This is a genomic window from Variibacter gotjawalensis, from assembly GCF_002355335.1.
Classification (GTDB): domain Bacteria; phylum Pseudomonadota; class Alphaproteobacteria; order Rhizobiales; family Xanthobacteraceae; genus Variibacter; species Variibacter gotjawalensis.
In genome coordinates, this window is record NZ_AP014946.1 from 2,381,113 (window position 1) to 2,404,459 (window position 23,347).

Below are 23,347 nucleotides of genomic sequence, written 5' to 3' on the forward strand. Positions count from 1 at the left end.
CGCAAGAGGCAGGCTATTGCCGCAGCGGTGTCGGCTGCGACGCATCGCGGCGTGGCGCTGTCTGCGCCGGGCGATTGCTCGTTCCGGTTGCGGACGAGCCGTTTTGTTTCGGAGCGGCATTTGGAGCGCGCTGCGGAGCGGGCAGGGGCGCCGCCGGCTTCGGAACTTCCGGCTTGTTCTGCGCGTCGTTTGGCTTGAAAATCGTGCTGACGGTTCCGCCCGGCTTGGGAATAACCTTCGTCACACCGGTCGTCATGTTGACGTTGATCCGATCACCCGTAATGACGTTGTCGCCTTGCGTCGCGGTCGCGTCGCCGATCAACAGAACCGTGTTGGCCTGCATGTCGTAGATCGCTTCGTTGCCGGTCGCGACTTGATCCTTCTGCGTCAGGATCACGCCGCCCTTTGCCTCGAGTCGCTTGATTTGGCTGTTCCCGCCACCACTCGGTGCTGCTGGGGCAGGAGTGCGCTGAGCGCTACCGCTGCCCATCGCATCGCCCTCGTAGAAAACGACAAGATGTGCAGTCTCGAGCACCGAGTCGCCCTGCACCGCGCGAACTTTGCCCTTGAAGGTTGCGACCTTGTCCTTGTCGCGAACTTCGAGTTCTTGCGCCGTGATGTTGATCGGCTGACCTTTGTTCTGCGAGAAGCCGCCTGGCATGCCCTTGTTGCCGGAATTGTTCTGCGGCTGCGCAAAAGCGCTCGGCGCCGCGAATGCGAGCGCGGCGCAAATCAACCCGGTGTACCAAAGACCGCGGGACATCATCGTAGAACTCCGGGCGCCGCCGGCTGAACAGCGGCCGGAAGATCCCCGCGCTGCTCCGGACCGACCGGCGTCACTCCAGTCGCAATATTGAACATGACGCGACTGCCGGTCGTGACGTTGTCGCCTTGTGTCGCTCGGGCATTGCCGATGAGCGTAATCGTCTTCGCCTTCAGATCATACACGACCGCATTCGCCGATCCGACCTGATCGTTGAATGTGACGAATACGCCGCCAGCGCCTTCAATACGCGTGACCTGATCAGCCGGTACGAAGTCGCCGACAGCCGGCACCTTACCGCCGGCGTAAAACACCGTCAGCTTGTCCGCTTCGAACACCAGGGAGCCCTGCATTGCGCTGACGTCGCCGGCATAAGTCGCGGCGCCGTTCGTCTCGTTGATGCTCGACGTGCGCGACGTGATCTTGATCGGCTCGCCGGGATTGAACTCTTGCGCTTGCGCTACACCGAGTGCCGCGCAGAGCGCCGTCGCCGTCACGATCTGCCGGAGTAAGCCTCGCATCATCGCGCGCCCTCCGACACCGCGAGCGGCACGGCGTTGTTCATCTCGACGGCGACGCCGCCCGTGAAATTCATCACCGCACCCGACTCCGACACTTCCAATCCCTGCGCGTTGATACGGCCGTTCGTCAGCATGACCTCGACCGGCCGCTGCGACAGAACGTGGCCTTTGCGCATGTCGATCATCGCTTCCTTCAGGCGAATCTCCGTTCCACTGCTACTGACGACATAGACATCGTCCTGCATTGCGACTGTTTCGGCTTTGGTATCGTAAAGTCCCGCCGCAGCGCGGACATCTACCGAATTTCCGTTACGCATTTCGACCTTGGCGCGAATGTCTTTTAGTTCGATCAACGACGGCTTCTTCAGATCCTGCGTTGCCGCCGTTGCGACCAGCTCGTAGTGCCGTCCGTCGCGCGTGTAGCCAGCGAGCTTCGGCAAGTCCATCGTCACTCGCGTGCCCGAAATCACCATATTGGCGGCGCTGGCATTCTCGGGCAGCGCTGCGAACGGGTTCAGCCAACTGAAGAGCGCATAACCCACAACCACAACACCGACGATCCCCGGCAACGCGTAGCGCAGCAGGCGAACCCAACGGCTATGCCGCCGAGCACTGCGGAACGAGCGGCCGCGCGCGGTGCCGCGATCGCTGCGCCACGTCTGGTCACCCGCCGAGTACCGCTGCTCGAGTTGCATCAGAGCCTAATGTGGCGGCCGCGGGTTCGTTAAGGCGCGTGTCGCAACGCGCAAAGACCTGCCGCGGCTCAAGAAACGTGTCAGTTTATTACGCCTGAATATGGCTTGGCTGCGGCGAAGCCTCAACGGGGGTCGTCCGGTTAGCTGTGGGAGAAAATATCTTCCTCTTCCCAACCGGATAGGTCGAGTCTGGCGCGGGTTGGCAAAAACCGGAAACAAGCCTCCGCAAGGTCGGCCCGGCCGTCCCGCTTCAGCAATGCCTCGAATCTGTCTTTGAGCTGATGCAGGTAGAGGACATCGGAAGCCGCGTAGGCCAATTGAGCCTCCGAAAGCGTCTCCGCGCCCCAATCCGACGATTGCTGCTGCTTCGACAAATCAATGCCGAGCAGCTCGCGGACGAGATCCTTGAGGCCGTGCCGGTCCGTATAGGTCCGCGTCAGCCGGGAAGCGATCTTGGTGCAGAACACCGGCTCCGGCATTACGCCGAACGCATTCGAGAGCGCCGCGAGATCGAAGCGGGCGAAATGAAAGATCTTCGTGACAGAAGGGTCGCCGAGCAGCTTTTTGAGATTCGGCGCGTCGGCTTGGTCGGCCGCGATCTGCACGATATCCGCGCTGCCGTCGCCGGGCGACAGCTGCACGACGCACAGACGGTCGCGATGCGGATTGAGGCCCATCGTCTCGGTGTCGATGGCGACGCTGCCTTTGTAGCGTGCGAGGTCAGGCAGATCGCCACGGTGCAGACGGATGGTCATAGGGCTCTCGCGTTAAGGTCCGGCCGCGGGATGTACCACCGCGGCCGGGCCCAATCAACGAAAGCGCCGAGGGCTAATCGAGGTCATCGTCCACCGGCGGGCCGACCGGACGCGGCGGCCGGTAGTCGTAATCATACCGTGGCGGCGGCGGGGCGTAGCGCGGCTCGTCCCAGGGCCGGCTGGCGACGCGGTCGCAATCGCGGACGCGGCGGCTCACTTCGCGGCCGTCGTCATCGACATAGCGGCGGTACGAGATGCGGCATCCGTCCGCGTCGAATTCGACGCGGCGTTCGCGATAGACGGGCGGTGGTGGTGGTTCATAGGCGCGCCGCTCGTATTGAGGTTCGGGCGGCGGATAGGGCCGCGCATAGCGCGGGCCGTAGTCGTCGAGGTCAGCCGCCGAGCTTGTGCCCGGTGCGGCCAACAGGGCTGTCCCGAGGGCGAGCCCGCATACGGCTGTGAGCCGCACGAAGGATACGCGAGACATGAGGCCTCCGTTATTGGCGGCCAGAACGCTGCCCGCAAGCCGACGCGAACAACGGTTCGCGCCGTTAGAGCCTCAGGCCGGTTCGGGGCGATTTATGGGCAGCTCTGCGGCAGACCCGAGCGCTAGTGAATATCTTTGTAGTTCGGGAACAGGGGCAGAACTTCGTCGTGCCGTGTCGGCCCGAGGAAGCGCAAGAACGGCTTCATCAGCTTGTTGATCAGCGGATTGCGATGCCGCACGTAGAGATCGAGCGGCGCAAGTGACATGCGCAGGTGATACTTCGGCCAGTAGTTCATGCCGGTGCCGCAGAGATTCTTGAAGCCGCGCGCCATCGCCCAATTCATGATGTCGCGGATGACGATGAAGTAGAGATGCGCGTCGAGTGCGACCTCGTAGTCCAGCCCCATATACTCCGTGTAGATCGCGTCGCCTTCGATCAGACACAGCGCGCTTGCGACGATCTTTCCGTTCTGCCGCCATACGAAGAAGCGGGCCTTCTCCGGCATGCGCCGCGACAGCGCGAGGAAAAACTCCGGCGTCAGCTTCTCGAAATGCAGCTCCGAGCGTTCGTAGACGTTGAGGTAGAGCCGATACACATCGTCGATCACATCGGCGACGTCGACGACTTGCTCCATCTCGATCGGCGCGAGCTTCGCAGCATCGCGGAACTTGCGGCGCATATGCTTGCGCATGTTCTGACTGAGATGGCGTTGCATGAAGTCGTCGAAGTTCGCGTAGTCGAGCGAGACTTTGATATTCGGAAAGCTCGGGATGCGAACGTAGTCGTCTTTCGCCGAAAGCCGGCCCAGCGCTTCGCGATACTTCGCGGGGAATTCCTTCCACACGACGAGACTTGCTTTGAAGCTTTTCGCGAGGGCAGGGAGGCTACGGCTGATCATCGCGACGACGAACGCTTGCTGCGAAACTTCATCCGTGCCCAGATGGCCTTCGCCGATCGCGCAACCGATCATCAAAATCTTGAAGCGCATGAAGCGCGGCCACAGCGTGCGCAGCCAATTCGCCCATCGCTTCGCGCGCGCGGGCAACCCTTCGAGCGCGTCTTGATCGACCACGAAGCAGGGTTGAATCGCGACCTCTTCGCCGCGCTCTCCGCGCACAAGCAGATAGCGATACTCAAACCCCTGATTGCAGCTGTCCTCGATCACTTCGTAGTAGCGATGATCCTTGCGCATCGTGCGCAGGCATCGCGTCCAGATTTCGGTAGCACGAAGTCCTTCGCGCGAAATCAGTGCGAGGGGGTCATGGTTCGAAACGCTGGGGGCAGTATCGATAGACGTTGGCAGAGCATTTTCGCTTCGGCTCACGTATGGCTCCGACTTGACAGCAATGGGGGATCCGGGTGGTCCCTCGTGCTGTATTGCAGCATTGCATGCGGTCGTCCGCAAATATCGACATCCCGGCAGATTGGAAGAGATCGGTATGTCTCAATCAGGGACAGCAAGAATTACGACGGTGCGAATCGTGCAAACTCGGTTCCAAAGCCAGACTCGGGTCAGAACAGTCTTGGACCGGCGAAGATTAGCTTTGTTGTGACTTTTAGCGAAAAATGATCGTCTATGACGAGCAGCGCTCATCACATACCTGCCTCGCATTGCGAGGATATCTCGACGTCGGATTTCGGGGTCTCAAGGTAGTTTAGGAATAGGTAGTAGCTCCGCCACGAGCGGGTCGGATTGCACGTCGAAAGTGTAGGTTTCAAATAGGTTATAGAGATGCGCCAGTTCTGCTGTCCTCGCGAGGCTAAAATTGCGTAGAGAAACTGGAGGGCGTCTGCTAGACGGACAATCATACTTTTAAACGATTGTTCTGACTTATTATGATCACCGGAATTGTTGACGCGCGGAACGCGCCGGGTGAAGCGCCGAAAAGCGCGTTGCCGTCTTTTCCAGAAGCTCTGTTGTCGTTCGTCCTCGTCGCGAAATTCTTAGGTATTCCAGCCGATCCCGCGCAGATATCTCACGACCGAGGGCAGACTCACGACAACTACTCTTTGGAAGATCTTGCACGAATTGCAAAGCGTCTGAAAATTGTAGCGCGAGTGAAGGCGGCATCCATCGCTGAGATGGCGACTATGCCGCTTCCTGCATTGATTGAGTTTGCGAACGCCTCAGCGTGACCGTCACCGATTTTCGCCCGTTCGGGTGCGAACTCCTTGGCGTCCCAACGACATCGCTGCAGCCACGAATAATATGGCGCTGACCATCCAATACGGCGCCATCGGCGAAACGGCATAGACAGCCGAGCCGACAAGCGGGCCGAAGATCGTGCCGAGGCCTTGCGCGCTCGCGATTGTTCCGGCGACTGCGCCTTGCTCGTGCGGCTCGACCGCGTTGGCGGCGAAGGCCGAAACGGACGGGAACACCCAGCCGAGGCCGAAAGCCGCGATGGCGAAGCTCGTGGCGAGCAGCACCGTGCTTGTCGCGAAGGCAGCCGAAGCAAAACCAACGCCGCCGATGGCACAGCCTATGCCGAGCAGACGCAGCGGCGTCAGCGTCAGCTTGCGCAGGACAAGCTGCGCGGCCACCAGTGAAATGCCGACGGCAGCCAGCGCGATGGACGCAGCGCGCGTCGCGGCCGCTGCGTCGAGCTTCAGCTGGTCGATCGCGAGAAAGCCAACCGTGATCTGCGCAACAGCGACGCCGAACATGGCGATGAAGCCGATCACGATCGGCGTGCGGATGCGCCGATCCCAGGCAAGGCTCTGTGGTTTGTGTGTAGCCGTGCGTGGCACGTCGGGTGGCAGCGCGCGCCAGAGAACGACCCATGCGATGACTGCAAGCAGCGCGCCGACATACAGTGGCAAGCGCAGGTCCAGAACTCCGAGCACACCGATCAATCCTGGGCCGACGACCATGCCGGTCGCATTCGCCGCGCCGATAGAAGCCATCGCGCCGACGCGCCTTTCGCGCGCAAAATGATCGGCGACGAGCGCGGAGTTCGATGTCGGCACGGCAGCATAAAGCGTTCCGGCCGCCGCACGGCAGAACACGAGCCCGGCAAATGCCAGCATTGAAGACATCGCGAACCGCAGCGCGGCGTCGATATGCAACGTCAGCAAAATGAAGCTGAGGGCAAAGCCCGCAAAGCTGAACAGCAAGATCCCGCGTCTTCCGCGAGCATCGCTCAATCGTCCCCACGCCGGTGCGGTCAACACCCATCCGATTCCGGAGGCCGTCATAGCAACGCCGAGTTGCCACGGCGCAAGCCCCATCGCCTTCGTGATTGGGCCCGCAACGGAGACGAAAGACATCAACGCCAGCGATGCGACGAAAGACTCGAACATCAGCGCTTTGAGAAAACGCGGCGTCCCTGCGCTCGTCGGATTGTCACTCGTCATCGCGGCTCTTCGGCATCCTGCTACACTCAGCTACAGCATCACGAAACCCACCGCACATTTGCAAGCGCCTTTGGGTCTACAATTATGTGCCGTGCAGGGCTGGAATCGCGCCGCAGGTCGGACATAGTGCCCGGTCAGCCGGGAAGGAACGCGACGGCATCCGGCCCCGTCACGGTTTCGACGGACGCGCCGTAGAGCTGTTCCAGCGTTTCGCCGGACAAGACGGCCGAAACGTCGCCCATCGCGGTGACGTGGCCGTCGCGCAGCAATGCGACTTTGTCGGCATGCCGCAGCGCCTGGTTTGGATCGTGCGTCGTGAACAAGACGCCGAGTCCGGACTCGGCGAGCAGCCGAATTTGCCGCATCACCTTGCCCTGGTTGCCGAAGTCGAGACTGGCGGTCGGCTCGTCCAGCACGACGTAGCGCGGCTCTTGGGCGAGCGCGCGGGCGATCAGCACGAGCTGGCGCTCGCCGCCGGAGATCATGTTCGTCGGATGATCTGCGAGATGTGCAATGCCGAGCCGCTCGAGCATCGCGGCCGCGACATCGCGATCATGGTTTGTCGGGCGCGCGAAGAGCCCACCATGCGCGGTGCGGCCCATCATCACGACCTGCATCGCGGTGAAGGCAAACGCCGCGTGATGAACCTGCGGCACATAAGCGATGCTGCGCGCGCGTTCGCCAATCGAGATCGTATCGAGCGGCGTGCCGTCGAGCGAGACGCTACCGCTCTTCGGCGGCAACAGGCCGAGCATTGTCTTGAGCAACGTTGTTTTGCCGCCGCCGTTCGGGCCGAGCAGGGCGAGCACCTGACCGCTCTCGATCGACAGCGTCACGTCGCGGCCGACGACACGTGCGCTGTAGCCGAACGAGAGTTTTTCGGCGGCGAGACTCATGACCAGCTCCCGCGTGCGGTTGCGAGCAGCCAGATGAAGAACGGCGTGCCGATCACGGCCGTGAGGATGCCGAGCGGAACTTCGATCGGCGCCATCGTCCGAGCAAGCGTATCGATCAGCAGGAGGTAGCCGCCGCCGAGCAGCATCGAGGTCGGCAGCAGCTTGCCGAAATCCGGGCCGACGAGAAAGCGCGCCAGATGCGGCACGATCAGTCCGACCCAGCCGATGATGCCGGCGGCCGCGACGCTCGCCGCCGTCACCAGCGTCGCGGCTGCGACGATCACGAGACGCAGCACGCCGGTCGGCAAACCCAGCGCGCGCGCCTCCTCCTCGGGTAACGAAAGCACGTTCATGCGCCAGCGCAGCGCGAAAAGAATGCCGGCGCCGATCACGACCGGGATAGTCAGCGGGATCAGGTCGGCGCGCGTCGTCGCCGACAAGCTGCCGAGCAACCAGAATGTCATCGCGGGAAGCTGGTTGTAAGGGTCCGCCAGCACCTTCACGAGGCCGACACCGGCGCCGAGCAACGCCCCCATCACAATGCCGGTGAGCACGAGCGTGAGGATCGGATCGCCCGAGCGTATCGTCGCGCCGACCGCGTAGACGGCGCCGACCGCGACAAGGCCGCCGACGAACGCGGCCGCTTGAATTCCGAAGATGCCCCACGACAACAGGATCGCCGTGACGGCACCCAGCGCCGCGCCGGATGACGCGCCGAGGATATCCGGCGAGACGAGCGGATTACGGAAAAGCCCTTGGAAAGCTGCGCCCGCGATCGCGAGTGAAGCACCACAACAGAGCGCCGCGAGCACACGCGGGCCGCGGATATTGAAGACGACGGCTTCGACGGACGGAGACAATCCGGACGGGCTTCCGGTGAGGCGCGACCACAGAGCCGTCGCGACATCCGCCAGCGACACCGGAAAACGCCCAACGCCGAATGCGACCGCGATGCCGACGAGCAGAACCGCGACCGCGATGACGTTGCCGGAAATGCGCCGGGTCATCCTCAGCCGCTCATGATCTTGGCGACGTCGGCGTCGCTCAGATTGACCTGGTAAAACAGAGCATAGAATTCGCGGGTGAGGGCGCCGATATCTTCCGGGAAGAGCGTCGGGTACAGGAGCTTTGCGAGCCACCAAAGCCCAGCCATGCGATTGACCGATGGCGGGGAGTCGACCCAACCGAACGGCAGTCGCGGCGAGAGATAGACGCGGCGCGCCTTCACGGCATCGACGCTGGCCCACGCCGGATCGTTAAGGACGGACTCCGCGAATGCTTTATCGAGGGTCACGATGACTTCCGGATTCCACACGAGCACTTGCTCGAGCGACACCTGCGCAAGGCCACCCGGCGCGCCGCGCGCGACGTTCGTCGCGCCGAGAAAGTCGATGGTCTCGACGTTGATCGAGCCGGCAAGGCCCGTTTCTAATCCGCGCGGCCCGCGTGCATAATAGACACGAGGGCGTTTGTCGGCCGCGATCGGATCGATGCGCGAGCGCAAAGTCCGCATCGTTTGCTCGCACCAAGTCGCGAGTTTATTGCAGCGTTCTTCACGATCGATCAGTTGGCCGAGTGTGCGATAGGTCGCCACGATCGCATCGAACTTGCCGTCGAGCAGCGCATACGGAATGTTCGTCTGCGCCTGCACGCGATCGGCCAGTTCGACGTAAGTCTGCGTTGTCGAGCCCGCGTCGATAATCATATCCGGTTTGTGCGACAGCACGACTTCGAGATTCGCCGTGTTGCCGCGGCCCGTGATGCGTCCGACTTCCGGTTTGTCGGCGGCGTCCGGCAACAGATACGCCTTCTCGTCCGGCCGCGGCGTACGCGTCCAGCCGATCAACACATCGGGAGCGGCGGTGTAGAGCAGGATCGCGGCCGGCGGTCCGGCCGGCAGCACGCGCTGCACCTTCGCGGGTACCCCAACGCGCCGCCCGGCGCCGTCCGCAATGTGCGCATCGCGTGCGAAAGCCGGCGTTGTCGCCTGCGACAAAAGGGCGAGAGCCGCTGTTTCCAAAAATCCGCGTCGGTCGATTGGCACGGGTGCTTCCTGCAGTTTCGTATCGAACCGTATAGGAACGTTAGGCTCCGCGCCCAACGTCATAAAGTTCCGGGATGGGTTAGCGCAGGTTCATTTAGCTTAGCGATACCGATGCAGATATATCGATGTTTACGCAGCGCGGGTAATCTGGCGCGACGCTCACCGGCGCGGGCGAGCGGCTCCCTCTACCGCGCGATCGACAAGAACGCGCACGCGTCGGCCGAGACCGAGTTCGCGCTGTCGGGAAGCTCGTGCGCCGATAGCTTATTTTGTGATTTCGCAGAGTTTTGATGCGGTTCTGCCGCGAGGCTCGGCGATTCCCCGCCGACCGATGATCGAGCGGACTTACGCTGCGTCGGTGATCAAATAAGCCCGCGCTTCGGGGAAAATTGGTGCCCAGAAGAGGACTCGAACCTCCACGGTGTTACCCGCTAGTACCTGAAACTAGTGCGTCTACCAATTCCGCCATCTGGGCAAGAGGCGCCAGCCGTCTGCAAAGCAGGGGCTGCGGTCAGGGGGACGACATAAGCGAGAGGTTCGGCCGCGTCAACGCTTGCCTTTGGTTCTCTTTCGGATTTCCGCCCGCAGCCGAAAATCCGGGCCGCAACACCTATGTACACTTTAGAGCCGATCGAGTATTCGCGAGGGATTAGATACTTGTCGGAGATTGACCCCGTGAACGCCCGTTCCAACGCTGACACGCTCGTAACCGTATTCGGTGGCTCGGGCTTCGTTGGGCGGCATGTGGTCCGGGCCTTGGCTCGCCGTGGTTTCCGTATCAGGGTGGCGGTGCGCCGGCCCGATCTCGCCTTCCATCTTCAACCGCTCGGCCGCGTCGGCCAGATCCACGCCGTGCAGGCGAATGTCCGCTATCCGGCCTCCGTCGAACTAGCGGTGCGCGATGCTTCGGCTGTCATCAACCTGACCGGGCTTCTGTTCGGCCGCGGCAAGCAGACCTTCGAGGCAGTGCATGTTGCCGGCACGCAGGCGATCGCCGACGCGGCGGTCGAGCACGACGCGCGCATCATTCATATGTCGGCGCTCGGCGCCGACCCGGAAAGCCCGGGCGAATATGGCCGCACCAAAGCAGCCGGCGAGGCCGCCGTGCGCGGCATCGCGCCGGAAGCGACCATCGTGCGTCCGTCGGTGGTGTTCGGTCCGGAAGATCAGCTGTTCAACCGCTTCGCTTTCCTCGCGCGCATGATGCCGGTGTTGCCGCTGGTCGGCGGCGGCGAGACGAAATTCCAGCCGCTGTTCGTCGGCGATCTCGCCGAAGCCATTGCGCGCCTCGTCGAAGATACGACGATCGACGGCAAGACTTACGAGCTCGGCGGACCCGACACGGTGACGCTGCGCGAAATATTCGAATTCGTACTGTCGACGATCGAGCGCAAGCGCTTGCTCGTGCCGCTGCCGTTCGCGCTCGCGCGGCTGCAAGCGCAGGTCCTCCAGTATCTGCCGAACCCGCCGCTGACGCCGAGCCAGGTCGACATGCTGCATGACGACAACATCGTGTCCGAAACGGCCGAGAAGGATGGGCGGACGCTCAAAGGTCTCGGCATCGAGCCGGCGACCTTCGCATCGATCGTTCCGTCGTATCTCTGGCGCTTCCGCCGGACCGGTCAGTTCCGCAGCAGCGCGGCTTAAATCAGCCGAGCAGCGCGAGGCCGATCAGGCCGATCGCGCCGACGATGATGCGCCACCAGGCGAACACAGCAAAGCCGTGCTGCGAGACATAATCGAGCAGCGAGCGGACCACGAACCAGCCCGCGACGAACGACGTGACGAAGCCGACCGCGATGATCAGAATGTTGTTGCTGCTCAGCTGGTCGTAACTCTTCAACAGATCGAGCGCGAAGGCGCCGACCATCGTCGGGATCGCGAGGAAGAACGAGAACTCCGCGGCCGAACGCTTGTCGGAGCCCATCAGCATCGCGGCGACGATCGTCGAGCCTGAGCGGGAGACGCCCGGGATCATCGCAAGACACTGAGCGATGCCGATGCCGAGATACATCGGCAACGGATAGCGCATCGCATCGTTGAAGCGCTGCGCGATTTCCTGCCGGTCGACCCACAGCAGAATAAAGCCGCCGACGATCAGCGACACGCAGACCACCCACGGGTTGAACAGCGTGCCTTTAATGAATCCGCGCGCGAGATAGCCGATCAGCGCGGCCGGCAGGAATGCGATCAGCACACCGATGACGAAGCGCCGCGCGAACACGTCGTAAGGAAGCGCCATCGCGATCTTCCACAGTCGCCCGAAATAGATCGAGAGGATCGCGAGGATCGCACCGAGCTGGATGAGTACGACGAAGGTCTTGCCGAAGTCGGCGTCCTCGAACCCTAAGAAATGGCCGATGAGCAGAAGGTGTCCGGTCGAGGAGACCGGAAGGAACTCCGTGAAGCCTTCGATGACCCCGAGAAACGCCGCTTTGATGAGGTCGAGCATGAGGCCCCTCGCATTCCATGAAGCGCCGCCGAATCGGCCTGGGCGCGAACGCCAGCGTTGTGGCGCAACCACGCGCGTCCGGCAATGTGGTGAGCACCTTGGCAACCCAGCCCTTTGGCAACCGAATGGCAACCATTCGGCGGCGATATTCGCGGCTTCGTGGGTTGCCTCGGCGGACGGCTTTCCGATAGCTAGGCCTCTACGATTCGCCTTCGCCGTTTCGGCGGTTCCTCCGGCGCCAAGGTATCGATGTCGACGCTTTATCATTACCCGTTTTGCCCGCATTCACGCTTTGTTCGTCTCGCACTCGGCGAATACGGCGCTCTCGTCGATCTCGTCGAGGAGCGCTTTTGGGATCGGCGCGAAGAGTTTCTGATCATGAATCCGGCCGGAACGACGCCGGTTTTCGTCGATCAGGCGGGTCCGCCGGTGCCGGGCCCGGCAATCATCGCGGAATACCTCGACGAAACACGTGGGCTTTTGCTCGCCGAGCGGCGTCTGCTTGCCGAAGATCCGGCGGAGCGCGTTGAAATTCGCCGGCTAACCAGCTGGTTCAACGATAAATTCTACGCCGAAGTCGCCGAGCCGCTGGTCAGCGAGAAGATTTATCGCCGCGTCATGCCGAAGGAAGCGGGCGGTGGCCCGCCCGATACCACGGTGATGCGCGCGGCCCGTAGCAACATTCGCTATCATCTGGCCTATATGACGTGGCTGGTATCGAGCCGCGATTGGCTGGCTTGCGACCGCATGACGTATGCGGACCTGGCTGCCGCCGCGCAGCTCTCCGTCGTGGATTATTTGGGCGAAGTGCCTTGGAACGAGAACGAAGCCGTCAAACACTGGTACGCGAAGATGAAATCGCGACCCTCGTTCCGTCCTCTCCTGGCGGAGACGGCGCTCGGCGTGCCGGCGTCGGAGCATTACGCCGACCTCGACTTCTAACCGATCCGCACGACGTCAAGCGCGCGCTGATCGAATCCGCGCGCGAACACGGCTTCGAAGTCGTCGGCATCACGCGGCCTGACGCGATCCCGCAGGCGAGCGAACGCCTCAAGCGCTTCGTCGCCGACGGTGCCCACGGCGATATGGAATGGATGACGGACCCGCGTCGTGGCAATCCGCGCGCGCTCTGGTCCGACGTTCAGCGCGTCATCATGCTCGGCATGAACTACGGCCCGGATCGCGACCCGCGCGAGACCTTGCTGGCGAAGGAGCGCGCGGCAATCTCCGTCTACGCGCAGGGCGACGACTATCACGAGATCATCAAGCCGAAGCTCAAATCCATCGCGCGATGGCTGATCGCCAATGCGGGCGGCGACGTGAAAGTGTTCGTCGACACCGCCGCGCTGATGGAGAAGCCGCTCGCCGAAGCGGCTGGACTCGGTTGGCAAGGCAAACACACCAATCTCGTCTCGCGCGTGCGCGGCTCCTGGCTTTTCCTCGGTGCCATCATGACGACGCTGGAACTGCCGGAGGATGCGGCCGACATCGATCATTGCGGCTCATGCCGCGCGTGTCTCGATGCTTGCCCGACCGAAGCGTTTCCGGCGCCGTATCGTCTCGATGCCCGCCGCTGCATTTCGTATCTGACGATCGAGCACAAAGGCCCGATCCCGCTCGAGCTGCGCCCGCTGATGGGCAACCGCATCTACGGCTGCGACGATTGTCTCGCTGCGTGTCCGTGGAACAAGTTCGCGGTGGCTGCGAACGAGATGAAGCTGTCGGCACGCGAGGAACTCACGGCGCCGAAGCTCGCCGATCTCGCAACGCTCGATGACACCGCGTTCCGCGCGCTGTTCCGCAAATCGCCGGTCAAGCGCATCGGCCGCGACCGCTTCATCCGCAACGTGATGATCGCGATCGGAAACTCCGGCGACGCCTCGCTCGCCGCATCCGCGCAGGCGCGATTGAACGACGACTCCGAACTCGTCCGCGACGCCGCCCGCTGGGCGCTCGATCGCTTGGCGGCTTAGGCGATATCTGCGACCGCCTGCAACATCCGCGCGATATCCTGCGGACGCGACAGACGATGGTCGCCGTCTTTGATCAACGTCATCACGACATCGTCATGCGCGAGCCGCGTGACGAGCGCTTGCGCGTGCTGCCACGGGACGTCGGGGTCCTGCACGCCCTGCAGGATGCGCACCGGGCATCCGGTCTGGATCAGCCCATCGAGGAGCAGGTGATTGCGGCCTTCCTCGATCAGCGCGCGCGTGATCGGGTAGGGACCGTCACCGTAAGCCGACGGCCGCTGCCATTCGCCGGTCTCTTCGATCTGCTTCTTCACGTCCTTCGGGAAACGTTGCCACATCAACGCTTCGGTGAAATCCGCCGCCGGAGCGATCAGCACCATGCCAGCAAGCGATGCGCGCGAATCTTCGCACTGACGCAAGGCGCGCGCGAGCAGCAGCGCCATCCATCCACCCATCGACGAGCCGATGAGAATTTGCGGTCCCTCGCATTGCGATGTGAACACCGCGAGGCTCTCGTCGAGCCATCGCCCGATCGTGCCGTCGCGAAAAGCGCCCGACGATTCGCCATGCCCCGAATAATCGAAACGCGTGCAGGCGCGGCCGTGTTCGCCCGCCCAGGCATCGAGCGCTTGCGCCTTGCTGCCCTGCATGTCGGATTTGAAACCGCCGAGCCAGACAAGGCCCGGTGCCGCTCCGGCGCGTTGTCGCACTGCGATACGCCGCGCTTGCGCACCTTCGCCGACTTCGATGAAAATTGGATCTGATGAGGACAACAGTCGAACCCGGCTGGAGAAAAAGCGTCCGCGCTGGCAATATGCAGCGCAGAATGCGATTAATTAGAGCAGCATAGGCAAACAGCCAAGCGCCGCGCATCACGCCGGCCGAGGGATGGAGCGCAAAAGTCTCGTGTCGATCGAGCAGGCAGATCAGACGGCGGCGCACGGCCTCGCGGGAGCGAGCGTACTGCAGGTCGTGCCCGCTCTCCTCGATGACGCGACCGGCCGTGCCGCATTCGATCTCGCGATGGCATCGCTCCGCGCCGGCTCGCGCGCGCTGGTCGCCAGTGGCCCAGGACCGCTCGTCGGCGAATTGCAGGCATCGGGCGGCGAGTGGAGCCGTCTCGATTTCTCCAAGAGCGGGATGATGGCGCGGCGCCGCAACGTGCAGGCGCTCGAAGAGGTCATCCGCAACGAACGCATCGCGGTCATGCACGCCTACGGCACCATCGCGGCGGCCTGCGCGATCGGCGCCGGCAAGCGCGCGAAGATCCCTGTCGTCACCAGCTATCACCAGCATCCCAACGGCGAGATCGTGCGCGGCGATCCGCAGGCGCAAGGCGATCGCGTGATCGCGCCGTCGCAGTATTCCGCCGACATCATCGCGCGGCAACACAATATCGACCCGCAGAAGATCGTCGTGATTCCGCCGATGGTCGACACCTACTGGTTCGATCCGGCTTACGTCACGCACGATCGCGTCGCTGCCGTGCGCGACAGCTGGCGCGTGCGCCCGGAAGCGCGCGTCGTGCTGCTCCCCGGCCGGCTCGTCGAGTCGGAGGGGCATTTCGAACTCGTCGATGCGGTGCGCATTTTGCTCAACGGCGGCATGCGCGGCGTCGTCTTCGTCATCGCGGGCGATGCCGGAACCGAAAGCGATTATCTCGCCGCACTCGAACATCAGATCACCGTGCAGGGTGTCGCGCCGATTATCCGTCTCGTTGGGCGCAGCGGCGACATGGCGGCGGCTTACTTGGCGTCCGATGTCGTCGTGCTTCCGTCCGATCGCGCCGACGTCTTCAGCGCGCGCGCCGCCGAAGCGCAGGCGATGGGATGTCCGGTGGTTATCACGGACGTCGGAGCCAACGCCGAACTCATCGACGCCAGCGATACGCATAACCGTACCGGCTGGCTCACAGCGCCACACGATTCGATCTCGCTCGCGCGCGGCATTGCTGGTGCGATTTCACTCGATGCGCGTGCGCGTCAACAGCTTGCCGGCAACGCGCGCGAATTCACGCTCGGTCGTTTTTCGCCAGAACATGTGACCGGCGCAACGCTTGCGGTCTACGAGCAATTGCTGCAAGGCTCGCGCTGATCATGAATGACAGCAGTCCCGCAACGCGATCGCTTCGCGTGCTGATGGTCGCGCCGACCCTCGGCACCGGTGGCAGCGATGCGGCGGTCGTCGACAGCGTCCGCATCTTACGCGATGCCGGCCACGGCGTCGTCGTCGTCACGCATGGCGGCGAGCGCGCGCCGGATGTCGGCCGGCTGGGTGCCGAATGGGTGCAGCTCAACACGCGCACGATCAACCCGCTCGTCATCCTCGCCAACGTGCCGCGCCTGGTCCGCATCGTGCGCGAGCGAAGCTGCGACGTCATCCACGCGCATGGCCGCACGGCCGCGTGGAGCGCGTGGCTGGCTTCCCGCATCGCGCGCCGTCCCTTCATCACGACGTGGTACAAAGGCTTTCGCGAACAGAATCCGTTCAAGCGCGCCTACAACCGCGTGATGGTGCGCGGCGATCGTGTTGTCGCGGTGAGCGAGCAGATCGCCGAGCTCATCGGCGAGCGCTACGCCGTGCCGACACAACGCCTCTCCGTCATCCCGTTCGGCATCGACGCGATGCGCTTCGATCCCGGCGGCGTATCCCCCGAGCGTATCGACGCGGCACGCCGTCAGCTCGGCGTCGAGAAGGATACGCGGCTCATCCTCGTCGTCGGCCGCATGGTGCGGCGAAAAGGCCATCACGTCGTCGTCGAAGCGATGACGCGCCTCAAGGCGCGCGGGCTGAAGGATTTCGTCTGCGTCTTCGCGAGCGAGGATGCCGGCACGCGCTATGCCGGCGAGCTTTGGGATCTCGTGGTCGAGAAAGACGCGAGCGATTGCGTGCGCCTCTCCGGCCCACTCAACGACGTCCCCGCTGCCTATGCGGCCGCGACCGCTGTCGTCTCGGCGTCGCTGCAGGAGGAGGGGCTCTCGCGCGGCGTGCTCGAGGCGCAGGCGATGGCGCGCCCGGTGGTCGTGTCGGATCTCGGCGCCGGAACCGATGTCGTGCTCGCGCCGCCATCCGTCCCGGAAGATCGGGCGACCGGCTTGCGCTTTCCGGCCAACGATCCGAACGCACTCGCGGCAGCGCTCGTGAAGCTTCTCGCGATGTCGGATTCGGCACGCGAAGCGATGGGGAGCCGGGGCCGCGCTTGGGTGACCGCCAGCTTCGATCCCGATCAGGTGGCGGCTCAGACGCTCGAACTTTACCGGTCGGTCGCGGCCGCCGCCCGCGCCTGAACGGCATCCTGTGGCCGAAAACACCCTCCGGATGCAGAAAACTAACCTTTCGGCAGCCGGGACAGACGAAGTTCGGCCGTTTCGCCGTTGACTTCCTGAGGGAAAATACCAATTCTCCGCTCACCGCCGTTCCAGTAGAGCGTTTGCGGCGCCACATTCATGGCGCGTGGACGGCGGCTATTCGAAACAACTGAAGGAAGACACCCATTCGCCGCCCGATGAGAGCCCCGACGCCGGTCCAGAAAGACGGCCCGCGTATCAATGACGAGATCCGATCGCGCGATGTGCAGCTGATCGATCAGGAAGGTACGAACCACGGCAAGGTAGAATTTCGCGACGCCTTTGCGCGCGCGCAAGAGGCCGGCCTCGACCTCGTCGAGATCGCACCGAACTCGGTGCCGCCGGTCTGCAAGATCATGGACTTCGGCAAGTTCAAATTCCAGGAACAGAAGAAAGCCGCCGAAGCGCGCAAGCGTCAGAAGATCGTCGAGATCAAGGAGATCAAGCTCCGCCCGATGATCGACGACCACGACTACGACACCAAGATGAAGGCGATGAAGCGCTTCTTCGAGGAAGGCGACAAGGTCAAGATCACCCTACGCTTCCGTGGCCGCGAAATGGCCCACCAGGATCTTGGTCAGAAGCTGCTCAACCGCGTGAAGGGCGATGTCGTCGAATTTGCCAAGGTCGAGCAGGAGCCGAAATACGAAGGCCGCCAGATCATCATGGTCCTGGCGCCGCGCTGATCGCGACGCGCAACGTTTTTGATAATGGCCGGGCTCGCCCGGCCATTTGCTTTTGGCGGCAGTGTCCGCGCGCTACTTCTTCTCGCTGCCGTAGTTGAGCAAGCCCTTGCCCTTCGGCGGATGCGCTTTGAGCGCCTCCTCGTTCGGCTCGGTGCCCCAGCCCGGACGATCCGGCATGATCAGGTGGCCGTCGACGATCTCCGGCACATGCGTGAAGAGTTCGTCGTCCCACGCGATGCGGTCGATGTCGGTTTCCATGATGCGCAGGTTCGGCACGGCGGCCGAGAAATGCGCGTTCATCATCGTGCAGAGATGGCCGTAGAAGTTATGCGGCGCGACGTTGACCTCATGCGCTTCCGCCGCATTCGCGATCTTCATCGACTGCCACACACCGTTCCACGGCGTGTCGACGATCGCGACATCCATTGCTTGTTCGCGGAAGTAGGGGAGGAATTCGCGCAGGCCCAGCAGCGTCTCGCATGACGAGATCGGATGCGGCGACTGACGGCGGATGTAGCCGAGCGCTTCCGGCGAATACGAGTCGATCTCGACCCAGAACATCTTGAAGTCGGCAATCTCGCGGAGGATGCGCAGATAGCCCTCCGTCTTAGCGTTGAAGTTGAGGTCGAGCAGAAGATCGATCTCGCCGCCCGCGCCGTCGACGAGCGCTTCGAGATGCATGCGCAAGTTTCGCAGCACGTCGCGGTCGACGTTGAGGGCAGGCGAGAACGGCACGCCGAAGCCCGGACGATAGCCTTTCGGATTTTGCTTCTTGTCGTCGTAGATGAAGATGTTCGTCTTCGCGGCCGTAAAGCCCTTCTTCTTGACCTCGGCGCCGATCGCTTTGACGCCATCGAGATCCTTGATCGCCGGCTTGTAATAATCCGGGTGATTGATGCGCCATGTCGCGCAGTGCGACCAGTACACGCGGATCTTGTCGCGCACCTTGCCGCCGAGCAGCGCATAAACCGGAACGCCGAGCGCTTTCGCTTTCGCGTCGAGCAGCGCGTTCTCGATCGCCGCCATCGCGAGCGCGATCACGCCGCCGGCGGCCGGCCGGGTCGCGCAGTAGAGTTCCGCATAGATGACTTCGTGATCCGAGACCGGTTTGCCGATCACGCGCTCCGACAGCTTATGGATGACCGCGCTCACTCCGGGCGCGCCGAAACCTTCGTCGAACTCGCTCCAACCGACGATGCCTTCGTCGGTCGTCAGCTTGACGAAGTGGTAATTGCGCCAGCCTGCGTCACAGGCCAGCGTTTCGATCTTTGCGACTTTCATTCTTGTTCCTTGAGGTTCGCTCCGAGTGCCATATTGCGGCAGGCGGCAAGGCTTGGCAAAGTCCGCGGGCCCGCCGGAATAACACCAATACGCAGAGGGAATGGCATGCGCAGGACGCTTTCGTTGGCGCTCACGCTTCTTGTTGTCGCACTGATCGCGGGACCGGCCGCCGCGCAGCCGAGTATCTCACCGAATGTTCCGTCCGGCGGTCCACCGCCACCGCCTCCGCCGCCGCCACCTCCGCAGGGCAATGCGCCCGGTATCGCGCTCAACGAGCCGATGTGGATTGCCGTCAACGGACAATCGACGGGGCCGTTTCAGCCGCCCGAGATCGCACGCAAGATCGGCACGCGCGAGATCATCGGCGAGACGATGGTGTTCACCAATTCGATGAACCGCTGGACGCGCGCTTCGGATGTAGCGGCGCTGCAGCCGCTGTTGCAGCAGGCGCAAGCCGGCGCGCCGGCGCCCGGAATGCCGCCCGCGCCTCCGGCCGGCGACAACGAGGCGATCGCGCGCCTGACACAATTCATGACCGGCGAGTGGATGGTCGAGCAGCCCGGCATGTATCAAGGGCTGACGGTCCGCACGCAGCTGCGTTACTTTCCGGATGGAAACTTCCGCGGCGCGCGGCATTTGATCGGCGCCAATCCGGGCGGCGGGCCTTACACGCAGACGACGCCGCTCAACGGCCGGTGGAGCGTGCAGCCGATCGACGATCGCCGTTTCGTGCTGACCTTCACGGGCGCCAGCATTTCGGGCTCGGTGCAACTTGAGATTCTCGATCAGAACCGGCTGCGCAACGAGCAGGACAATTACATCTCGATCCGCGTCGGCCGCTGAGCGCTGAAACAAAAAAGGCCCTGACCCCTACGCAATACAAGAGGGGATCAGGGCCTACTGTTTGCCGACGACAACCCGACGCAAAACTCACGGGCTGCCGACGGCAGAAGGAATCGAGGCCATGACCCTTACTCGATACTCAACAGGTCATGGCCTCGAGAGGCGCCAGCGGTTGCCCGCGTGTCGCCAATCAATCGGAGCGGCCGGTTAGGCGACGCTCAATTCGTAGTAAGCGGCTTCGCTGTGGTAGGTCGGTGCAGCTTCGAAAGCCGCATCCTCGACAAACGGTGGCACATCGTTGCTGGCAGCGAGCAGATCGAGTGGGTCAATTTTCGTCACTTCGGCTAGAGCAATGGCGACTGCGAGCAAGAGCGGATTGAAAATTCCGCGACGACCCAGAGTGTCGTCGGTGGCGTACGCGTACTCCATACAAAACTCCCAGTTCCTACGCGATCGTCGGGAGGCGACAGCCTCCGTTGACCCTATGCGGCTGAACGCCGGCCGCAGCAGCAGGGTTAAGCAACCCTGAAATCAGCCTAGGAGAACTTGCTTAAAATTTTACTGCCGTGCCCTCTCTGGCCTGCAGTTCGCAAAGAAAAAGCGAGCGGTAACATAGGGCTGCAACGGAGGTCTCTGGGATGCCGATTTTGGTGCCCGAAACCGTTGCAAAAAGCGATTTGCTCTGCCATAAGCCCGGTCTTCCGCCCGCCCGGCCAGTAAGGGCTGCCGTGGCGCGCGCGAATGCTCAATTCCGAGCCGCTCGATTTCGAGCACCATTCTGGTGGGCTGTTGGCCTATGGCCAATGCTGCCGATAGGAGAGCCAAATGCCCAAGATGAAGACCAAGTCGGGCGCTAAAAAGCGCTTCAAGATTACCGGCAGCGGTAAAGTGAAGACGGGCCAGGCGAACAAACGCCACGGCATGATCAAGCGGACCAAGAAGCAGATCCGCCAGTCGCGAGGCACCACGGTCGCGTTCAAGACCGACGGTGAGAACATCAAGAAGTACTGGATGCCCAACGGCTGACTTCACGCGCCGCGTGAACAATCACGCGTAACCCACTGTCTGGATTCTGAAGGAGAGCTTCAATGGCTCGCGTCAAACGTGGCGTAACGTCCCACGCCAAGCACAAGAAAGTCTTCAAGGCCGCTAAAGGTTTTTACGGCCGCCGCAAGAACACCATCCGCATCGCCAAGCAGGCGGTCGAGAAGTCGCAGCAGTACGCGTTCCGCGACCGCAAGCGTAAGAAGCGCACCTTCCGCGCTCTGTGGATTCAGCGCCTCAACGCCGCTGTCCGTCCGTTCGGCCTGACCTATTCGCGATTTATCGCCGGCCTGGCCAAGGCCGAGATCTTGGTCGACCGCAAGGTCCTGGCGGATCTCGCGGTTCGCGAGCCGGCTGCGTTCGGTGCCATCGTCGAGAAGGCGAAGGCGGCTCTCCCCGCAGCGGCTTAAGGCCTGCTTCGTCGCGCCACCTTGGCGCGACCCTCGTCCGGTCCGGCGAGGCGTCGTTTGGGGGCTACCCCATGATCGACATCGGCTATGTGCGGCGCATGGCACGCTATAACGCGTGGCAGAATGCGTCGCTCTATGCTGCCGCCGATACGCTGTCCGACGATGATCGGCGGCGTGATCGCGGCGCGTTCTTCGGCTCCATCCATGACACGCTCGCCCATCTCTGCTGGGCGGACCGCATGTGGATGAGCCGCTGGTCCGATATCGAGAAGGCGCCGTATCCGCCGAAGGAGGCGGGTGCCCACTACACGTGGGAGCAGTTGCAAGCCGAGCGCACGACCCTCGATGCGCGCATCCTGCGCTGGGCAGACGCCATGGACGCCGCCTGGATCGGCGGCCGGACGACGTGGTTCTCCGGCATCAAGCAGCGCGACGTCAGCGAAGAGACGTGGCTCCTGGTGACGCACCTCTTCAACCACCAAACGCATCATCGCGGGCAGGCGCACGCGATGCTGACGGCGGCCGGCACCGACCCCGACGAGACCGACATCTGGCTGATGCCGGACCGGTTCATCAATCTCTCTCCTCAAACCGCGTAGATCGAAACAATGTCCGACATCGCGAGTCTCCAGACGGAAATCCTCGGCGCGATCACTGCCGCGAAAGACGAGGCGGCGCTCGAGCAGGTGCGCATCGCGGCGCTCGGCAAGAGCGGCTCGGTCTCGGCGCTGCTGAAAACGCTCGGCGCGATGACGCCGGATGAGCGCAAAGCCAAAGGCCCGGCGATCAATGCGCTCAAGGACGAGGTCAACACCGCGCTCCTCACGGCGCGCACCGCGCTCAAAGACGCAGCCCTCGACGCCAAGCTCGTCAACGACACCGTCGACGTCACGCTGCCGGTCCGCGAGAATCCCGCCGAGCAGGGGCGCATCCACCCGATCAGCCAGGTGATCGACGAACTCACCACGATCTTCGCCGACATGGGCTTCGCGGTGGCGGAAGGTCCGGACATCGAAACCGACGACTACAACTTCACCAAGCTCAACTTCCCGCCGGACCATCCGGCGCGCGAGATGCACGACACGTTCTTCTTCAAGCCGAAGGAAGACGGCTCGCGCATGCTCCTCCGCACGCACACGTCGCCCGTCCAGGTGCGCACGATGCTGTCGCAGAAGCCGCCGATCCGCGTCATCATTCCGGGCCGCACGTATCGCATGGACTCGGACCAGACGCACACGCCGATGTTCCATCAGGTCGAAGGCCTCGTCATCGACAAGAGCGCGAACCTCGGCCACCTGAAGTGGATCCTGCGCGAATTCTGCAAGGCGTTCTTCGAGGTCGACGACGTGAAGATGCGTTTCCGTCCGTCGTTCTTCCCGTTCACCGAGCCGTCGCTCGAAGTCGACATCCAGTGCCGCCGCGACAAGGGCGAAATCCGCTTCGGCGAAGGCGACGACTGGCTGGAGATTCTCGGTTGCGGCATGGTGCATCCGAACGTGTTGCGCAACTGCGGCCTCGATCCCGACGAGTACCAAGGCTTCGCCTGGGGCATGGGCATCGACCGCATCGCGATGCTGAAATACGGCATGCCGGACCTGCGCGCCTTCTTCGACGCCGACGTCCGTTGGCTCTCGCATTACGGCTTCCGCCCGCTCGACTTCCCGACGCTAGCGGGAGGACTGAGCACGTGATTGCTGCCTCAAATAGGAGCGCTCGTTCGAGCGTTCCCTCCCCCCTTGCGGGGGAGGGACAGGGAGGGGGGTAAATGCCCCACGCCGTTGTCAGCGATCGG

General features: G+C 63.0%; 26 protein-coding genes and 1 tRNA gene. 12 read left to right on the forward strand and 15 right to left on the reverse strand.

Translation table 11 applies throughout. The annotated features are described in order from the left end of the window. Positions 1–13: 13 nt before the first annotated feature. The 6 genes from GJW30_RS22905 to GJW30_RS11555 form a co-directional block, all read right to left on the reverse strand. On the reverse strand, positions 14–766 hold the full coding sequence (locus GJW30_RS22905) for an LptA/OstA family protein (RefSeq protein WP_245408486.1): 753 nt from the start codon (positions 764–766) through the stop codon (positions 14–16). Beyond that, a complete protein-coding gene (locus tag GJW30_RS11535; RefSeq protein WP_096355422.1) occupies positions 763–1,287 on the reverse strand; it encodes an LptA/OstA family protein in 525 nt (174 codons plus the stop codon). Before GJW30_RS11535 ends, GJW30_RS22905 begins: the two co-directional genes overlap by 4 nt. Beyond that, positions 1,284–1,979 (reverse strand): LPS export ABC transporter periplasmic protein LptC, encoded by a 696-nt coding sequence (lptC, locus tag GJW30_RS11540; RefSeq protein WP_096355424.1) that lies wholly within the window; start codon positions 1,977–1,979, stop codon positions 1,284–1,286. The genes GJW30_RS11535 and lptC overlap by 4 nt, the downstream gene beginning before the upstream one ends. 140 nt (positions 1,980–2,119) lie before the next feature. Continuing rightward, on the reverse strand, positions 2,120–2,734 hold the full coding sequence (locus GJW30_RS11545; protein ID WP_096355426.1) for a ribonuclease D: 615 nt from the start codon (positions 2,732–2,734) through the stop codon (positions 2,120–2,122). Positions 2,735–2,807: 73 nt separating this feature from the next. Further along, positions 2,808–3,221: a hypothetical protein gene (locus GJW30_RS11550; protein ID WP_130364897.1), complete on the reverse strand. Its 414-nt coding sequence runs from the start codon at positions 3,219–3,221 to the stop codon at positions 2,808–2,810. 122 nt (positions 3,222–3,343) lie between these two features. Then, positions 3,344–4,414: a GNAT family N-acetyltransferase gene (locus tag GJW30_RS11555; protein ID WP_096355430.1), complete on the reverse strand. Its 1,071-nt coding sequence runs from the start codon at positions 4,412–4,414 to the stop codon at positions 3,344–3,346. A 644-nt stretch (positions 4,415–5,058) separates the two neighbouring features. Here GJW30_RS11555 and GJW30_RS11560 point away from each other — a divergent pair. Beyond that, positions 5,059–5,358 carry a cysteine peptidase family C39 domain-containing protein gene (locus tag GJW30_RS11560; protein WP_096355432.1) on the forward strand — a complete coding sequence of 100 codons (300 nt, stop codon included), beginning with the start codon at positions 5,059–5,061 and terminating at the stop codon, positions 5,356–5,358. Positions 5,359–5,361: 3 nt separating this feature from the next. Here the strand turns inward: GJW30_RS11560 and GJW30_RS11565 are convergent, their stop codons facing one another. The 5 genes from GJW30_RS11565 to GJW30_RS11585 all read right to left on the reverse strand — a co-directional run bounded on the left by GJW30_RS11565 (position 5,362) and on the right by GJW30_RS11585 (position 9,994). Continuing rightward, the gene (locus tag GJW30_RS11565) at positions 5,362–6,579 is read right to left on the reverse strand and encodes an MFS transporter (protein ID WP_096355434.1); all 1,218 of its coding nucleotides are present in this window, start codon (positions 6,577–6,579) and stop codon (positions 5,362–5,364) included. A gap of 134 nt (positions 6,580–6,713) precedes the next feature. Further along, positions 6,714–7,475 (reverse strand): ABC transporter ATP-binding protein, encoded by a 762-nt coding sequence (locus GJW30_RS11570; RefSeq protein WP_096355436.1) that lies wholly within the window; start codon positions 7,473–7,475, stop codon positions 6,714–6,716. After that, a complete protein-coding gene (locus tag GJW30_RS11575; protein ID WP_096355438.1) occupies positions 7,472–8,482 on the reverse strand; it encodes a FecCD family ABC transporter permease in 1,011 nt (336 codons plus the stop codon). The genes GJW30_RS11570 and GJW30_RS11575 overlap by 4 nt, the downstream gene beginning before the upstream one ends. Positions 8,483–8,484: 2 nt before the next feature. Continuing rightward, positions 8,485–9,519, reverse strand: coding sequence for an iron ABC transporter substrate-binding protein (locus GJW30_RS11580; RefSeq protein ID WP_245408487.1), 1,035 nt, complete (start codon positions 9,517–9,519; stop codon positions 8,485–8,487). Between the two features lie 390 nt (positions 9,520–9,909). Further along, positions 9,910–9,994: transfer RNA gene (locus tag GJW30_RS11585), tRNA-Leu, on the reverse strand. 200 nt (positions 9,995–10,194) lie between these two features. Here GJW30_RS11585 and GJW30_RS11590 point away from each other — a divergent pair. After that, positions 10,195–11,166, forward strand: coding sequence for a complex I NDUFA9 subunit family protein (locus tag GJW30_RS11590; protein WP_245408488.1), 972 nt, complete (start codon positions 10,195–10,197; stop codon positions 11,164–11,166). 1 nt (position 11,167) lies between these two features. On the opposite strand, the gene GJW30_RS11595 is transcribed toward GJW30_RS11590, so the two are convergent. Further along, positions 11,168–11,971: an undecaprenyl-diphosphate phosphatase gene (locus GJW30_RS11595; protein WP_096355444.1), complete on the reverse strand. Its 804-nt coding sequence runs from the start codon at positions 11,969–11,971 to the stop codon at positions 11,168–11,170. Positions 11,972–12,220: 249 nt separating this feature from the next. Between GJW30_RS11595 and GJW30_RS11600 the strand changes: the two genes are divergently transcribed. Further along, positions 12,221–12,913 carry a glutathione S-transferase family protein gene (locus GJW30_RS11600; RefSeq protein ID WP_096355446.1) on the forward strand — a complete coding sequence of 231 codons (693 nt, stop codon included), beginning with the start codon at positions 12,221–12,223 and terminating at the stop codon, positions 12,911–12,913. After that, positions 12,829–13,944, forward strand: coding sequence for a tRNA epoxyqueuosine(34) reductase QueG (gene queG / locus GJW30_RS11605; RefSeq protein WP_172887637.1), 1,116 nt, complete (start codon positions 12,829–12,831; stop codon positions 13,942–13,944). The genes GJW30_RS11600 and queG overlap by 85 nt, the downstream gene beginning before the upstream one ends. On the opposite strand, the gene GJW30_RS11610 is transcribed toward queG, so the two are convergent. Then, entirely contained in the window at positions 13,941–14,717 is a 777-nt protein-coding gene (locus GJW30_RS11610) for an alpha/beta hydrolase (RefSeq protein ID WP_245408489.1), read from the reverse strand. The genes queG and GJW30_RS11610 overlap by 4 nt on opposite strands. A 115-nt stretch (positions 14,718–14,832) precedes the next feature. Here GJW30_RS11610 and GJW30_RS11615 point away from each other — a divergent pair, with 115 nt between their 5' ends. From GJW30_RS11615 to infC, 3 genes are all read left to right on the forward strand, one after another. Continuing rightward, on the forward strand, positions 14,833–16,038 hold the full coding sequence (locus GJW30_RS11615; RefSeq protein ID WP_096355450.1) for a glycosyltransferase: 1,206 nt from the start codon (positions 14,833–14,835) through the stop codon (positions 16,036–16,038). A 2-nt stretch (positions 16,039–16,040) separates the two neighbouring features. After that, positions 16,041–17,231, forward strand: a complete 1,191-nt coding sequence (locus GJW30_RS11620) for a glycosyltransferase (protein WP_096355452.1) — start codon at positions 16,041–16,043, stop codon at positions 17,229–17,231. 206 nt (positions 17,232–17,437) lie between these two features. Continuing rightward, on the forward strand, positions 17,438–17,977 hold the full coding sequence (gene infC, locus GJW30_RS11625) for a translation initiation factor IF-3 (protein ID WP_172887639.1): 540 nt from the start codon (positions 17,438–17,440) through the stop codon (positions 17,975–17,977). Between the two features lie 72 nt (positions 17,978–18,049). On the opposite strand, the gene GJW30_RS11630 is transcribed toward infC, so the two are convergent. Further along, positions 18,050–19,258 (reverse strand): mandelate racemase/muconate lactonizing enzyme family protein, encoded by a 1,209-nt coding sequence (locus GJW30_RS11630; protein ID WP_096355456.1) that lies wholly within the window; start codon positions 19,256–19,258, stop codon positions 18,050–18,052. A gap of 105 nt (positions 19,259–19,363) precedes the next feature. Between GJW30_RS11630 and GJW30_RS11635 the strand changes: the two genes are divergently transcribed. Next, positions 19,364–20,101 carry a DUF4339 domain-containing protein gene (locus tag GJW30_RS11635; RefSeq protein ID WP_130364899.1) on the forward strand — a complete coding sequence of 246 codons (738 nt, stop codon included), beginning with the start codon at positions 19,364–19,366 and terminating at the stop codon, positions 20,099–20,101. A gap of 207 nt (positions 20,102–20,308) precedes the next feature. Here the strand turns inward: GJW30_RS11635 and GJW30_RS11640 are convergent, their stop codons facing one another. Next, positions 20,309–20,530, reverse strand: a complete 222-nt coding sequence (locus GJW30_RS11640) for a hypothetical protein (protein ID WP_096355460.1) — start codon at positions 20,528–20,530, stop codon at positions 20,309–20,311. 396 nt (positions 20,531–20,926) lie between these two features. Here GJW30_RS11640 and rpmI point away from each other — a divergent pair, with 396 nt between their 5' ends. The 4 genes from rpmI to pheS all read left to right on the forward strand — a co-directional run bounded on the left by rpmI (position 20,927) and on the right by pheS (position 23,246). Next, positions 20,927–21,127 carry a 50S ribosomal protein L35 gene (rpmI, locus tag GJW30_RS11645; RefSeq protein WP_096355462.1) on the forward strand — a complete coding sequence of 67 codons (201 nt, stop codon included), beginning with the start codon at positions 20,927–20,929 and terminating at the stop codon, positions 21,125–21,127. A gap of 62 nt (positions 21,128–21,189) precedes the next feature. Further along, positions 21,190–21,555 (forward strand): 50S ribosomal protein L20, encoded by a 366-nt coding sequence (gene rplT / locus GJW30_RS11650; RefSeq protein WP_096355464.1) that lies wholly within the window; start codon positions 21,190–21,192, stop codon positions 21,553–21,555. A gap of 71 nt (positions 21,556–21,626) precedes the next feature. Further along, positions 21,627–22,154, forward strand: coding sequence for a DinB family protein (locus GJW30_RS11655; RefSeq protein ID WP_096355466.1), 528 nt, complete (start codon positions 21,627–21,629; stop codon positions 22,152–22,154). Between the two features lie 9 nt (positions 22,155–22,163). Continuing rightward, positions 22,164–23,246 carry a phenylalanine--tRNA ligase subunit alpha gene (pheS, locus tag GJW30_RS11660; RefSeq protein WP_096355468.1) on the forward strand — a complete coding sequence of 361 codons (1,083 nt, stop codon included), beginning with the start codon at positions 22,164–22,166 and terminating at the stop codon, positions 23,244–23,246. The last annotated feature ends 101 nt before the right edge of the window (positions 23,247–23,347 follow it).